This is a genomic window from Gordonia sp. (in: high G+C Gram-positive bacteria) (genome assembly GCF_047600565.1).
Lineage (GTDB): Bacteria > Actinomycetota > Actinomycetes > Mycobacteriales > Mycobacteriaceae > Gordonia.
In genome coordinates this window covers 987,816-1,001,712 of sequence record NZ_JASGKN010000001.1, presented here as the reverse complement: position 1 = coordinate 1,001,712, position 13,897 = coordinate 987,816, and the positions used below count along the sequence as shown (strand labels likewise).

At 70.4% G+C, this 13,897-nt stretch carries 13 protein-coding genes; 12 read left to right on the top strand and 1 reads right to left on the bottom strand.

What is annotated here, in order from left to right:
- The 9 genes from QM774_RS04855 to aroB all read left to right on the top strand — a co-directional run bounded on the left by QM774_RS04855 (window position 1) and on the right by aroB (window position 10,615).
- Complete coding sequence (locus tag QM774_RS04855) at window positions 1-1,374, top strand: replication-associated recombination protein A (protein ID WP_414974805.1); 1,374 nt, start codon at window positions 1-3, stop codon at window positions 1,372-1,374.
- 107 nt (window positions 1,375-1,481) lie between these two features.
- On the top strand, window positions 1,482-4,151 hold the full coding sequence (gene alaS, locus QM774_RS04850; protein WP_414974804.1) for an alanine--tRNA ligase: 2,670 nt from the start codon (window positions 1,482-1,484) through the stop codon (window positions 4,149-4,151).
- A 4-nt stretch (window positions 4,152-4,155) separates the two neighbouring features.
- Entirely contained in the window at window positions 4,156-4,593 is a 438-nt protein-coding gene (ruvX, locus tag QM774_RS04845) for a Holliday junction resolvase RuvX (RefSeq protein WP_414974803.1), read from the top strand.
- 7 nt (window positions 4,594-4,600) lie between these two features.
- On the top strand, window positions 4,601-6,394 hold the full coding sequence (gene mltG / locus QM774_RS04840) for an endolytic transglycosylase MltG (RefSeq protein ID WP_414974802.1): 1,794 nt from the start codon (window positions 4,601-4,603) through the stop codon (window positions 6,392-6,394).
- The gene (locus tag QM774_RS04835) at window positions 6,394-7,221 is read left to right on the top strand and encodes a shikimate dehydrogenase (protein ID WP_414974801.1); all 828 of its coding nucleotides are present in this window, start codon (window positions 6,394-6,396) and stop codon (window positions 7,219-7,221) included. Before mltG ends, QM774_RS04835 begins: the two co-directional genes overlap by 1 nt.
- A 110-nt stretch (window positions 7,222-7,331) precedes the next feature.
- Window positions 7,332-7,739, top strand: a complete 408-nt coding sequence (locus tag QM774_RS04830; RefSeq protein WP_414974800.1) for a prepilin peptidase — start codon at window positions 7,332-7,334, stop codon at window positions 7,737-7,739.
- A gap of 49 nt (window positions 7,740-7,788) precedes the next feature.
- A complete protein-coding gene (gene aroC / locus QM774_RS04825; protein ID WP_414974799.1) occupies window positions 7,789-8,979 on the top strand; it encodes a chorismate synthase in 1,191 nt (396 codons plus the stop codon).
- A complete protein-coding gene (locus tag QM774_RS04820; protein ID WP_414974798.1) occupies window positions 8,976-9,512 on the top strand; it encodes a shikimate kinase in 537 nt (178 codons plus the stop codon). The genes aroC and QM774_RS04820 overlap by 4 nt, the downstream gene beginning before the upstream one ends.
- Window positions 9,509-10,615, top strand: a complete 1,107-nt coding sequence (aroB, locus tag QM774_RS04815; RefSeq protein ID WP_414974797.1) for a 3-dehydroquinate synthase — start codon at window positions 9,509-9,511, stop codon at window positions 10,613-10,615. The genes QM774_RS04820 and aroB overlap by 4 nt, the downstream gene beginning before the upstream one ends.
- 11 nt (window positions 10,616-10,626) lie before the next feature.
- On the opposite strand, the gene QM774_RS04810 is transcribed toward aroB, so the two are convergent.
- Window positions 10,627-11,604: a B-4DMT family transporter gene (locus tag QM774_RS04810; protein WP_414974796.1), complete on the bottom strand. Its 978-nt coding sequence runs from the start codon at window positions 11,602-11,604 to the stop codon at window positions 10,627-10,629.
- 44 nt (window positions 11,605-11,648) lie between these two features.
- Here QM774_RS04810 and QM774_RS04805 point away from each other — a divergent pair, with 44 nt between their 5' ends.
- From QM774_RS04805 to nusB, 3 genes are read left to right on the top strand one after another with little or no spacing between them, the layout of a single operon-like run.
- Window positions 11,649-12,755 carry a M24 family metallopeptidase gene (locus tag QM774_RS04805; protein ID WP_414974795.1) on the top strand — a complete coding sequence of 369 codons (1,107 nt, stop codon included), beginning with the start codon at window positions 11,649-11,651 and terminating at the stop codon, window positions 12,753-12,755.
- A 39-nt stretch (window positions 12,756-12,794) separates the two neighbouring features.
- On the top strand, window positions 12,795-13,358 hold the full coding sequence (gene efp / locus QM774_RS04800; RefSeq protein WP_414974794.1) for an elongation factor P: 564 nt from the start codon (window positions 12,795-12,797) through the stop codon (window positions 13,356-13,358).
- Entirely contained in the window at window positions 13,345-13,839 is a 495-nt protein-coding gene (gene nusB / locus QM774_RS04795; RefSeq protein ID WP_414974793.1) for a transcription antitermination factor NusB, read from the top strand. Before efp ends, nusB begins: the two co-directional genes overlap by 14 nt.
- The last annotated feature ends 58 nt before the right edge of the window (window positions 13,840-13,897 follow it).

Sequence of the window (13,897 nt, the reverse complement as noted above, 5' to 3'; positions counted from 1 at the left end):
ATGACCGACGGACTGTTCCCCGACCCCGACGCGGCGGCGCAGCCGCCGGCCGATCAGGGCCGCGCGGACCGTCCACTGGCCGTTCGGATGCGGCCGCAGTCCCTGGACGAGATCGTCGGCCAGTCGCATCTGCTCGGTGACCGCTCACCGCTGCGGCGACTGATCGAAGGATCCGGCGCCTCGTCGGTCATGCTCTACGGTCCGCCCGGCACCGGGAAGACGACCATGGCGTCGCTGATCAGCAACGCCACCGGTGGGCGCTTCGAGGCGTTGTCGGCACTGTCCGCCGGCGTCAAAGAGGTGCGGGCGGTGATCGATCTGGCCCGCCGCCGGCAGGCGCAAGGCCAGCAGACCGTGCTGTTCATCGACGAGGTCCACCGCTTCTCCAAGACCCAGCAGGACGCGCTGCTCGACGCCGTGGAGAACCGGATCGTGCTGCTGGTGGCCGCGACCACCGAGAACCCGTCGTTCTCCGTCGTCGCACCGCTGCTGTCCCGGTCGCTGGTCCTGCAGCTGCGGTCGCTCACCGACGAGGACATCGCGACCGTCGTGCAACGCGCCGTGGACGATCCGCGCGGCCTCGGCGGGCGCGTCACCCTGTCCCCGGAGGCGATGGACCACCTGGTCGCGGTCGCCGGCGGCGATGCCCGTCGCGCCCTCACCGCCCTGGAGGCGACCGCGGACGGGGTACTCACCGACGCCGACCCGGACCAGGTGCCGGAGATCGAGGTCGCCGACGTCGAGGCCGCCATCGACCGGGCGGCCGTCCGGTACGACCGGGACGGCGACCAGCACTACGACGTGATCAGCGCGTTCATCAAGTCGATCCGCGGCAGCGACGTCGACGCCGCGCTGCACTATCTGGCGCGGATGATCACCGCGGGGGAGGACCCCCGCTTCATCGCCCGCCGGCTGATGATCCATGCGAGCGAAGACATCGGCATGGCCGATCCGACCGCGTTGCAGACCGCGGTCGCCGCGGCGCAGGTGGTGCAGCTGGTCGGTATGCCGGAAGCACGGCTGGCACTGACCCAGGCGACCATTCATCTGGCGACCGCCCCCAAATCGCCGGGAGTGGTCGCCGCCATCAGCGAGGCCATGGCCGACGTGGCCGCCGGCCGGATCGGCGACGTGCCGTCCCACCTGCGTGACGGGCACTACGCCGGATCCGAGAAGCTGGGCAACGCGATCGGCTACCGCTACCCGCACGAGGATCCCGGGGGTGTCGTCGCGCAGCAGTATCCGCCCGACCCGCTCGTCGGCCGCGACTACTACGAACCCACCGACCACGGGTTCGAACGCGAACTGGCGCCGCGCGTCGGCCGCCTCCGGAACATCATCCGGGGACAGGGCCGGGGCGAGCGGAACCGCTGACCGACTCCGGAGTCCGCGGCGGCGGCCTGCGCCGGTAGGCTAGAAGGCCGTGAGCGACGCCGTCGCCGTACAACGCATCATTCGTGACTCTCGAGGACGACACAGCAGTGCAGACGCATGAAATCCGGAAACGGTTCCTGGATCACTTCATCCGGGCCGGACACACCGAGGTGCCCAGCGCCTCGCTGATCCTGGACGACCCGAACCTGCTGTTCGTCAACGCGGGAATGGTGCCGTTCAAGCCCTACTTCCTGGGCGACCAGACCCCGCCGTACACGCGGGCGACCAGCGTCCAGAAGTGCGTGCGCACGCTCGACATCGACGAGGTGGGCATCACCACCCGCCACAACACGTTCTTCCAGATGGCCGGCAATTTCTCGTTCGGCGACTACTTCAAGCGCGAGGCCATCGCCTTCGCGTGGTCGTTGCTGACCGACCCGGTGGACGAGGGCGGCTACGGCATCGACCCGGAGCGGCTGTGGCCGACCGTCTTCGTCGACGACGACGAGGCCGAAGCCATCTGGCGTGACGAGATCGGCGTGCCGTCCGAGCGCATCCAGCGTCGCGGCATGAAGGACAACTACTGGTCGATGGGCGTTCCCGGCCCCTGCGGCCCGTGCTCGGAGATCTTCTACGACCGTGGCCCGGAGTACGGCGTCGAAGGCGGGCCGGAGGTCGACGAGGACCGGTACATCGAGATCTGGAACCTCGTGTTCATGCAGAACGAGCGCGGCGAGGGCACCAGCAAGGACGACTACGAGATCCTCGGTCCGCTGCCCAAGAAGAACATCGACACCGGCATGGGCATCGAGCGGGTGGCCTGCATCCTGCAGGGCGTCGACAACGTCTACGAGACCGATCTGCTCAAGCCGGTCATCGACCTCGCCTCGCAGTTGAGCGGCCGCGACTATGCGGCCGGCAACAAGGAGGACGACGTCCGCTTCCGCGTGATCGCCGACCACTCGCGCACCGCCGTCATGCTGATCGGCGACGGCGTGGTGCCCGGCAACGACGGCCGCGGTTACGTGCTGCGGCGCCTGCTGCGCCGCGTGGTGCGCTCGATGCGGCTGCTCGGCGCCACCCAACCCACCATGAAGCAGATCGTCGAGAAGGTCATCGACATCATGAGCCCGGCGTATCCGGAACTCGCCGAACAGCACGACCACATCGTCTCGGTGGCGGTCGCCGAGGAGACCAGCTTCGGCAAGACCCTCGAATCGGGATCGAAGCTGTTCGCCGATGCCGCCGCGACCACCAAGGCGCAGGGACGCACCCGGATCAGCGGGGACGACGCCTTCACCCTCCACGACACCTACGGGTTCCCGATCGACCTCACCCTGGAGATGGCGTCGGAGGCCGGCCTGGAGGTGGACCGCGACGGCTTCACCACCCTGATGGCGGAGCAGCGCAGCCGTGCCAAGGCGGATGCCACCGCCCGCAAGTCCGGTCACGCCGACCTGTCGGTCTACCGCGACTTCCTCGACCGCGGCCCCACCGAGTTCACCGGCTACGACGAACTGGTCTCCGAGGCGCGCGTGCTCGGTCTGGTGTCCGGTGGCGAGCGGGTCCGTTCGGCCGCCCCCGGCACCGAACTCGAGGTGATCCTCGATCGCACCCCGCTGTACGCGGAATCGGGTGGGCAGACGGCCGACCTGGGCACCATCTCGACCGGCTCGGGTGTCCGCCTGAACGTGAAGGACGTGCAGCGCCTCAACAAGCAGGTGTGGCTGCACCGAGTGGTCGTCGACGAAGGCGAGATCGTCGAGGGCGACGAGGTCCTGGCCGCCGTCGACGCCGGCTACCGGCACGGCGCGACCCAGGGTCACTCCGGCACCCATCTGGTGCACGCCGCCCTGCGCCAGGTGCTCGGGCCCACCGCCACCCAGGCCGGTTCACTGAACCGTCCCGGCTACCTGCGCTTCGACTTCCACTCCGGTGCGGCGCTCACCGACGCCCAGCGCGAGGAGATCGAACGCATCAGCAACGAGGCGGTGGAGGCCAACTACACCGTCAACACCTTCGAGACCGACCTGGCGAAGGCCAAGGAGATGGGCGCTCTCGCCCTGTTCGGCGAGAACTACGGCGACCAGGTCCGCGTCGTCGAGATCGGCGGCCCGTTCTCCATGGAGCTGTGCGGCGGCACGCATGTCGGCAGCTCGGCCCAGATCGGGCCGGTCACGCTGATCGGCGAGTCCTCGGTCGGCTCCGGCGTCCGTCGCGTCGAGGCCTACGTCGGCATGGACTCGCTGCGTTACCTGTCCAAGGAACGGGCCCTGCTCGCCGGCCTGGCGTCCACCCTGAAGGTGCCGTCCGACCAGGTTCCGGACCGGGTCGAGCAGCTGGTGACCCGACTGCGGGACGCCGAGAAGGCCCTCGAGGCGGTGCGCGCCGATCAGGCGCGGGCGGCCGTCAGCGGACTCGTCGACGATGCCGAGACGGTCGGCGGAACCCGGATCGTCGCCGGCCGGGTGGCCGACGGCATCGACGCCAACGGTCTGCGCGGCCTGGCCACCGAGTTGCGGGGCAGGGTCGCCGACACCGATGCGCTGGTGGTGCTGTTCTCGTCCGCCGACGGCAAGGTGCCGTTCGTGGTCGCCACCACCGACGCCGCCCGCGGCCGCGGGATCAAAGCCGGAGACGTGGTCAAGGAGATCGCTCCGCTGGTGTCCGGGCGCGGCGGCGGCAAGCCCGACCTCGCCCAGGGCTCGGGTACCGACGCGGCCGGTATCGACGCGGCCTTGCGCCGGGTGCGCGAGCTCGCGCAGGAGCAGGGCTGACCCGGTGATCACACCGCGGGGGCGCCGAGTGGCGATCGACGTCGGCAGCGTGCGTGTCGGCGTGGCGCAATGCGACCCGGACGGCATCCTCGCGACGCCGGTCGAGACCGTGCACCGCACCACCGATGACGGCGACGTGCGCCGCATCGCGGAGATCGTCGCCGAATACGAGGCCGTCGGCGTGATCATCGGACTGCCCCGGACCCTGCGCAACACCGAAGGCGCCGCCGTCGCGGCCGCCAAGGACTTCGGCGCGCGTGTCGAGGCGGCGATCGCTCCCGTCCCGGTGATCTACCACGACGAACGCCTCACCACGGTGACGGCCGCGGCCGCCCTGCGGGAGAGCGGCCGGAAGTCCCGGACTGCGCGTGCCGTCATCGATCAGGCCGCAGCTGTGACTATCCTGCAAGGATGGTTGGATCTGCAACGGAGCGGAAGGTAACAGGCCAGTGACCGACGAAGATCGATCGCGCACCCCCGACGAGGGGTTGCCTCGCGACGACGCGCCACAGCCGGACCCGGCCGCGTCCGCCGGAGTTCCCCGGCACTACCGGGCACCCGGCGATCCCTCGACGACCGGCAGCGTTCCGGTGGTCGGCGGCGGTGAGATCCCGCCTCCCCGTCCCTCGTCGAGCCCGTACCTGGAGATCCGGTACGCGTCCGCGCCGGCACCCGAGCCGGTTCGGCCCGCCGCACCCCCGGTGCCTCCGGCAGCGGAGGCGGTGACCACGCCGGTCGCCTCCCAGCCCCCGGTCGCCCCGCCCGCCGCACCGGTTCTCGGCGCCGAGGCGGTCTCGACCACCCCGGTGCCCGCGACGCCGGCACCGGCCGCGCCGCAGGCACCCGCGGCGCCGGGATTCGGCGACCGGATCCGGCATGCGGCCGGTGAGGTCCGCGACGAGGCCACCCATCTCGGGCATGAGGCCGCCCACGAGGCCGGGCAGTTCGGCCACGCTGCGAGCCGGGAGGCTCACGAGCTGGGCGAACACTTCCACGGACGGCATGAAGCCGTCGACGCCGGTGCCGCCACCGCCGCGGTGGGTGCCGCCGCCGTCGCCGACCACCAGGTCCACGCCGATGCCGCGCCGCCCGCACGGAAGAGCAAGGGGCTGCGCAAGTGGCTGGTCGCGGCACTCGTCGCGATCATCGTCGTCGGCATCCTCGGTTTCCTGGGACGGTCGACCATCAAGGGCTGGCTGCCGTCGTCCGGCAAGGACTTCGACAGCGCCACCGGCGGACAGACCACGCTCGTCGAGATCCCGGACGGCGCGTCGATCACCCAGTTCGGCACCGTGCTCGCCGACGCCGGCGTCGTGGGCAGTTCGGCGGCCTTCGTGAAGGCCGCCGGCAACGACCAGTCGCTGTCCGCGGGCTACTACGAGCTGCCGAAGGGCATCAAGGCCAGCACCGCCGTGCAGATGATGCAGGGTGACGAGCATCGCGTCGGCCGCATCGTGATCCCGGAGGGCCTGCAGCTGGACTCGAAGAAGGGCGTCGACGGCAAGACCACGCCCGGCATCTTCGAGATGCTGCAGGAAGCCACCACGTTCGAAGCCGACGGCAAGAAGTACGGGGTCACGGTCAAGGACCTCGACGACGTCGCCGCGAAGACGCCCGCCGACGAGCTCGGTGTCCCCGAATGGGCGAAGGCGCCGGTCGAGAAGCTCACCGGCGACCATCGACGGATCGAAGGACTGATCGCGTCGGGCGCCTGGGAGGACATCGATCCGCGTCTGGGCGCCAAGGAGCTGCTGAAGACGCTGATCAGCCGGTCCACCGCCCGATTCGAGCAGTGGGGTGTGCTGAACGAGAACTCGTCCGGCCTGCTCCCGTACGACACCCTGGTGGTCGCCTCCATCGTGGAGCGCGAGGTCAGCCAGCCCGACGACTACCCGAAGGTCGCACGCGTCATCCTCAACCGGATGGCCAAGGACCAGCGTCTGGAGATGGATTCGACGGTCAACTACACCGCCGGCATCACCGACATCGACGTCAAGGGCAAGGACTACGAGGACGAGAACCCGTGGAACACCTACCAGAAGGAAGGTCTTCCGGCGACGCCGATCGGAGCGATCGGTGAAAAGGCGCTCGAGGCCACCGAGAACCCGGCCGACGGCAAGTGGCTGTACTTCGTGACCGTCGACAAGGACGGAACGACGCTGTTCGCCAACACCTTCGCGCAGCACAAGCAGAACCGTCAGAAGGCCTGCGACAACAAGCTGCTGACCACCGGCTGCAACTGATGTCGTCGCCGCGCAGAGCCGCGGTGCTCGGCTCGCCGGTGTCGCATTCGCGATCGCCGGACCTGCACCGGGCCGCGTATGCGGCGCTCGGCCTGACCGGCTGGACGTACGAGGCCATCGACACCACCGCCGAGCAGCTGCCGCCCCTGGTGCGGGGTGCCGGCCCCGAATGGGTCGGTTTCTCGGTCACCATGCCGGGAAAGCCGGCGGCTCTCGAGGTGGCCGACGAGCGGACGGCACGGGCCGAACTGATCGGGTCGGCCAACACTCTGGTCCGGCTGCCGGACGGGGGCTGGCGTGCGGACTGCACGGACGTCGACGGCATGGCCGCGGCACTCGACGCCGCCGGTGTGCCGGCGGGAGCGGACCGTGCGGTGGTGATCGGTGCCGGCGGGACCGCGCTGCCCACGGTGGCCGCTCTCGCCGACCGCGGCATCACCGACATCGCCGTGGTGGCGCGCAGCGCCGATCGGGCCCGCGACGTCCTCGACCTGGCCGACCGGCTCGAGACGACCGCCTGGCATGTGGCGTTCGACGACGCCGAGGCGATCGAGGCGGAATGCCGGGAGGCGGCGGTGTGCGTCTCGACCGTCCCGGCGGGCGCCGCAGTGTCGCTGGCGGCGCCGGTCGCACCGTCGGCGCGACTGATCGACGTCATCTACGACCCCTGGCCGACGCCTCTCGCGGCGGCGGTCCAGGACGCGGGGGGAACCGTCGTCGGCGGCCTCGTCATGCTGCTGAATCAGGCGTACAGCCAGGTCGAGCAGTTCACCGGCCTGCCGGCCCCGCGCGCGGCGATGGCCGCCGCATTGACCGCCGATCACTGACCGCCGGCCGATCGGGCTTCGGCGGTCCGGAGAGGTGTCTGTGGACCGGCTCGGACGCGCCTGGGGACGAGGGCCCGCGACCGGAGCGCCGGCGGCCGATCCTGGACGTCATGACGATCCTGGTGTGCGCCTGGCTGATCCTGCTCGCCGAGACCGATCGCCGGACCGGGCGGCTCCCGAAGACACTCATGGCGCCCCTGCTCGCGGTCGCGGTCCTCGTGACCGCCGGTACGCCCTCGGCGGGACTCGCAGCGCTCGCGGCGGCTGTCCCGTACCTGGTGGGATACGGTCTCCGGGCCTGCGGCGGGGGTGATGTGAAGCTGGCCGGCGTCTGCGGCGCCCTGGTCGCCACCGTCCCCGCGGCACTCGTCACGGTGCTGCTGGCGAGCGTCCTGGCCGCCGTCGCCGGAGTGCTGACCCGGCGCCGCCGGATGCCGCACGGTCCCGCCCTGGTGACCGCTGTGGTGAGCGTCGCCGTCCTCGCCGGGACCTGGCCCTGGCGGGACCTGCTCGGCTGACGGTCGGGCGATGCGGGACTCGGGACGGGCGTCTGGAAGAATCGACGGCGTGTTGCGCTGGAGTACTGCTGGAGAATCCCACGGTCGCGCCCTGATCGCCATGGTCGAGGGCATGGTGGCCGGGGTCGAGGTGACCTCGTCCGATATCGCTGAACAGCTCGCGCGTCGCCGTCTCGGCTACGGCCGCGGCGCGCGCATGAAGTTCGAAGCCGACGAGGTGACCATGCTGGGCGGCTTCCGCCACGGCCTGACTCTCGGCAGCCCGATCGCCATCGAGATCGGCAACACCGAATGGCCCAAGTGGGAACAGGTGATGTCACCCGACCCGGTCGACGCCGCCGAACTGGCGGGCAGCGCACGCAACGCGCCCCTGTCGCGGCCGCGCCCCGGCCACGCCGACTACTCGGGCATGCTCAAGTACGGATTCGACGACGCCCGTCCGGTGCTCGAACGCTCCAGTGCGCGGGAGACCGCGGCGCGCGTCGCCGCCGGCACCGTCGCACGCAATCTGCTGCGCCAGGTGTTCGGTATCGAGGTCCTCTCGCACGTCGTCTCCATCGGCCCCAGCACTCCGTACGAGGGCCCGGCGCCGCGCTACAGCGACCTGGCCGCCATCGACGAGAGTCCGGTCCGGGCCTTCGGCAAGGACGCCGAAGCGTCCATGATCGAGGAGATCGAGGCCGCCAAACGCGACGGCGACACCCTGGGCGGCGTCGTCGAGATCATCGCGACCGGCCTGCCGATCGGCCTCGGCTCGCACGTGTCGGGGGAGACCCGGCTCGACGCCCGGCTCGCCGGTGCCCTCATGGGCATCCAGGCGATCAAGGGAGTGGAGGTCGGCGACGGCTTCACCACCGCACGTCGCCGCGGCAGCGAGGCCCACGACGAGATCGTTCCCGGTCCCGACGGCATCGAGCGCTCGACCAACCGGGCCGGCGGCCTGGAGGGCGGCATGACCAACGGCGAGGACCTGCGAGTCCGGATCGCGATGAAGCCCATCTCGACCGTGCCGCGCGCCCTGTCGACGGTCGACATGACGACCGGCGAGCCCGCCAGCGCCATCCACCAGCGGTCCGACGTCTGCGCGGTGCCCGCCGCGGGCGTCGTGGCCGAGGCCATGGTGGCACTGGTCGTCGCACAGGCGGCGTTGGACAAGTTCGGCGGCGACTCGGTCGCCGAGACCGCATCGAACTTCGCCTCCTATGTCACGGCCGTCGGCCAGCGGCCGCCGCGTGGATGAACGCCGCACCGCGCGTCGTCCTGACCGGGTTCATGGGATCCGGCAAGTCCACCGTCGGCCGGGCACTGTCTGACGCCCTGGACGTCGACTTCATCGACACCGACGCCGAGATCGAGCGGCGCACCGGCCGCACGATTCCGGAGATCTTCGCCACCGACGGCGAACCGGCCTTCCGGGCGCTGGAGCGCACCGTGGTCACCGATGTGCTGACCGGCCACGACGGGGTGGTCGCACTCGGCGGGGGCTCGGTGACGGTCCCCGGAATCGCCGAGGCGCTGACCGGTCTCCCCGTCGTGTATCTGGAGATCACGCCGGACACCGGATTCGATCGCGTGGCCGCCACCGACCGTCCGCTCCTCGATCATCCCGATCCACGCGGCCGGTACGCCGAACTGCTCGCCGGCCGCACCGCCGCCTACCGCGCGGTCGCCACCCTGACCGTCGACGCCGGCGCACCGGTCGACACGATCGTCGCCCGCATCCTGGACGGGCTCGGCCCGTCGCCCCACCGTACCGAGGAGGACCCCGCATGACCGATCCCGTCAAGGTCGCCGTTCGCGCCACCGATCCCTACGACGTGACGATCGGCCGCGGACTGCTCACCGATCTCGCCGAGGCGCTCGACGGCGCCGACCACGTCGCCATCGTCTACCAGCCGACGCTGAAGGAGACCGCGGAGCAGATCCGTGAGTTCCTGTCCGACCGCGGCTACGACGCCCACCGCATCGAGATCCCCGATGCCGAGGCCGGCAAGGAGCTCCAGGTCGCCGCGTACCTGTGGGACGTCTTCGGTCAGATCGGCATGATGCGCAACGACAAGGTGGTGAGCCTGGGCGGCGGTGCCGCGACCGACCTCGCCGGATTCGCCGCCGCGACCTGGATGCGCGGTATCGGTGTCGTCCACGTGCCGACCACGCTCCTGGCGATGGTGGATGCGGCCGTCGGCGGCAAGACCGGCATCAACACCGACGCCGGCAAGAACCTCGTCGGTTCCTTCCACGAGCCGGACGCCGTCCTCATCGACCTGGCGACCCTGGAGACGGTGCCGCGCAACGAGATCGTGGCCGGCCTGGCCGAGGTCATCAAGACCGGATTCATCGCCGACCCGGTGATCCTGGATCTCATCGAGCAGGACCCGGAGGCCGCACTGGATCCGACCGGCGACGTGCTCCCGGAGCTGATCCGCCGGTCGGTGCAGGTCAAAGCCGATGTGGTGTCGGCGGACCTGAAGGAGTCGTCGCTTCGCGAGATCCTCAACTACGGCCACACGCTCGGGCACGCCATCGAGCGGCGCGAGCGGTACAAGTGGCGTCACGGCGCGGCGGTGGCCGTCGGCATGGTCTTCGCGGCCGAGCTGGCGCGTGCGGCGGGCCGCCTCGACGACGAGACCGCCGATCGGCACAAGCGGATCCTGGAGCTGGTCGGTCTGCCGACCACCTACGATCCGGACGCGCTCGGCGACCTGCTCAAGTACATGGCCGGTGACAAGAAGAACCGCTCGGGCATGCTCCGCTTCGTGGTGCTCGACGGTCTCGCCAAGCCGGGCCGTCTGGAGGCACCGGACCCGTCACTGATCGCCGCCGCCTACTCGGCGGTCGCCGGTGCCGCCGGCAGCGGGGGAGTGCTGCTCGGCTGAGACCCGGACGGTCAGCGCTCGGGGTGGGAGTATCCCGCCGCCTGTGCCGCCTCTTCGGTGGCGAACCACATCTCGGCGACCGTCTGGGAGTACCAGGGCGACTCGGGGGTGTGGTACAGGCCGGAATCGGCGTTGCCCTTGATCGGGAAGCCCTCGGGCACCTGATTCGGGTCCGCCAGCGGAAGGTGCGCACCGGCCGGCACCGCCACCGAGCCGGAGGCCTCGCTGCTGCCGGCGGCCGCAGTGGTCGCCGCGACGGCGGCCGTCTCGGTCGCCGACTTCTTACCGCGACGTGCACCGCGGAGTCCGCGCTTGGCGGAACGGCCCGCAGCCGCACCACCGGCAGCCGCACCACCCGCGGCCGCGGTGGTGGCGATCGTCTCGGTCGGCCGGTAGGCGAGCGCGGTCGCGGTGGCCGATCCGCTCGCGGCGGCACTCGATGCGCCGCCGGTCGCCGACGACCCGTCGATACCGGCCGTGACCGGCACGGTCGTGCCCGACGTCGACAGTGCTCCGGTGTCCCCGGCGCGTTCCGCGGCATCCTGCGCAGCCAGTTCCTTCTTCCGCAGATCACGGCGGATGAGGTAGCGGCCGACGCTGACGCCGATGAAGGCCGGAACGTAGATCAGCAGCGTGATGAACGAGGTGCCGGCGGTCATATCGATGAAGAACGACGACTGGCCCATGCCCTTCAGCCAGTAGGTGCCGAGGATGAAGCAGACCAGGCACGAGACGACGCCCGCGAACAGGCCGGCCTTCAGCCAGCGCATGGTCAGATCCTCGTAGTCGTCGGGATCCGGGTTCTTGCGTGCGTCCCACAGACCGTCGACGCCGCCCCAGATGAGGGCGACCAGAACGACGATCAGCAGGGCGAGCGTGCGGTAGGTCGGCGACTCCTCGGGGAAGTTGCTGACGAACTCGCCGAGCGCGAAGCGGACCGCGATGACGATGATCGACATGACGATTCCGCGCACAAGCCACTGATGCATGGCCGAAAGATTACCCGGGGTGAGACGTGTACAACAATCGAGGTATGTCTGTCATCTACGACCACCCCGCGCGCCGCGCCCGCCTCGCGACCCTGCTGGCCGCCGACGGGGTGGATGCTCTGCTGGTGACCGACCTGGTCAACGTGCGGTACCTGAGCGGATTCACCGGCAGCAACGGTGCCCTGCTGATCGCCGCTGGCGCCGCGGATCCGGCCGACACGCCGGAGGCGGTGATCGCGACCGACGGCCGCTACACCTCGCAGGTCGCTGACCAGGCGCCGGACCTTCCCGTCGTCCTGGCGCGGGACACCGGACCCGCGCTGGTGGCCGGGGCGGGGCACCTGCGCAGAGTCGGGATCGAGGCCGATGCGGTGACCGTCGCCGGCCTCGAAGCACTGCGGGCCGCGGCGGCCGACGTCGAGCTGGTGCCGCTCCGGGGCGTCGTCGAGCGCTTGCGCGAGGTCAAGGACGCCGGTGAGTTCGATCAGGTGGAGCAGGCCTGCGCGATCGGCGATCAGGCCCTGGCCGCCCTGGTCGACGGCGGCCGAATCGTCCCCGGCCGCACCGAACGCCAGGTGGCCCGCGACCTGGAATGGGCGATGTTCGAACGCGGCGCCGAAGCCGTCGCCTTCGAGACCATCGTCGCCGCCGGCGCGAACTCCGCCGTTCCGCACCATCGGCCGACCGACACCGTGCTGGCGGCCGGGGACCTCGTGAAGATCGACTTCGGCGCCGTCGCCGGCGGCTACCACTCCGACATGACCCGCACGCTCGTCCTGGGCGAACCCGCCGACTGGCAGCGGGAGATCTACGAGATCGTCCGCACCGCGCAGGAGGCCGGCTGCGCGGCGCTGACGGCCGGTGCGGATCTCGCCGGGATCGACGCGGCGGCACGATCGATCATCGACGACGCCGGGTACGGCGAGAACTACGTGCACGGCCTCGGTCACGGAGTGGGACTGGAGATCCATGAAGCGCCGGGGATCGGCGCGACGGCGACCGGTACACTGCCATGCGGCGCGACCGTCACCGTCGAGCCGGGGATCTACCTTCCCGGCCGCGGTGGTGTTCGGATCGAGGACACCCTGGTGGTCACCGACACCGGCTCGCGGTCGCTGACGAGAACATCGCGGACGCTGCGCGTCCTGTAGCAGCTTCCGACCCGAAGCATTTCAACAAGGAGACGATTCATGGCTTCGACCGCCGACTTCAAGAACGGCCTGGTCCTCAACATCGACGGCCAGCTCTGGCAGATCCTGGAGTTCCAGCACGTCAAGCCGGGCAAGGGCCCCGCCTTCGTGCGGACCAAGATGAAGAACGTGCTCTCGGGCAAGATCGTCGACAAGACCTGGAACGCCGGCGTCAAGGTCGAGACCGCGACCGTCGACCGCCGCGACATGACCTACCTGTACAACGACGGCAGCGACTACGTCTTCATGGACGGCGACACCTTCGACCAGATCTCCATCAGCCCGGAGACCCTCGGCGACGGCGCCCGCTTCCTGCTGGAGAACATGACCGTGCAGGTCTCGACTCACGAGGGCAAGCCGCTGTCGGTCGAGCTGCCGGTGACCGTCGAGCTCGAGGTCACCCAGACCGACCCCGGCCTGCAGGGCGACCGCTCCACCGGCGGCACCAAGCCGGCGACCCTGGAGACCGGCACCGAGGTGCAGGTCCCGCTGTTCATCAACACCGGCGACAAGCTGAAGATCGACTCCCGCGACGGCAGCTACCTCGGTCGTGTCAACAGCTGACCGCGGCCGGCCGCGCTCGGGGCACGGCAAGGGCGGGGAACCGCGCGGACGGCACCGTCAACGCCGCCGTGCCGTGGACCTGCTGTTCGAATCCGATCTGAAAGACGTTCCGGCGACCACCCTGGTCACCGAACGGCGCGAGGTCTTCGACACCGACGACAGTGTCGGCGAGATGACCGGTTACGCCGTCGCCATCGTCGACGGCGTCACCGCGAACCGCGAACAGATCGATGCCGTGATCAGCGCGCGCCTGCAGAACTGGAAGTTCGACCGTCTCCCGGGCGTCGACCGGGCCATCCTGCGGCTGGCCACCTGGGAACTGCTGTATGCGAGTGACGTCGACATCCCGGTCGTGATCAGCGAGGCGGTCGCCCTGGCGACGGAGCTGTCCACCGACGAGTCGCCGGCGTTCGTGAACGGCGTCCTGGATCGCATCGCGACACTCGCCCCCCAAGCGCGCGCCGCGTCGGCCGGGGAGTAAGCTCAGTCGCGGACTTAGACGAGCCCAGATTCCTTTAACGACCGTCCCGTGAGGCGGA

Excerpts from the sequence above, each read along its gene's own strand:
- QM774_RS04855 (WP_414974805.1), top strand. The coding sequence starts at position 1 with ATGACCGACGGACTGTTCCCCGACCCCGACGCGGCGGCGCAGCCGCCG.
- QM774_RS04835 (WP_414974801.1), top strand. The coding sequence starts at position 6,394 with ATGTCGTCGCCGCGCAGAGCCGCGGTGCTCGGCTCGCCGGTGTCGCAT.
- QM774_RS04830 (WP_414974800.1), top strand. The coding sequence starts at position 7,332 with ATGACGATCCTGGTGTGCGCCTGGCTGATCCTGCTCGCCGAGACCGAT.
- QM774_RS04820 (WP_414974798.1), top strand. The coding sequence starts at position 8,976 with ATGAACGCCGCACCGCGCGTCGTCCTGACCGGGTTCATGGGATCCGGC.
- aroB (WP_414974797.1), top strand. The coding sequence starts at position 9,509 with ATGACCGATCCCGTCAAGGTCGCCGTTCGCGCCACCGATCCCTACGAC.
- QM774_RS04810 (WP_414974796.1), bottom strand. The coding sequence starts at position 11,604 with ATGCATCAGTGGCTTGTGCGCGGAATCGTCATGTCGATCATCGTCATC.
- QM774_RS04805 (WP_414974795.1), top strand. The coding sequence starts at position 11,649 with ATGTCTGTCATCTACGACCACCCCGCGCGCCGCGCCCGCCTCGCGACC.
- efp (WP_414974794.1), top strand. The coding sequence starts at position 12,795 with ATGGCTTCGACCGCCGACTTCAAGAACGGCCTGGTCCTCAACATCGAC.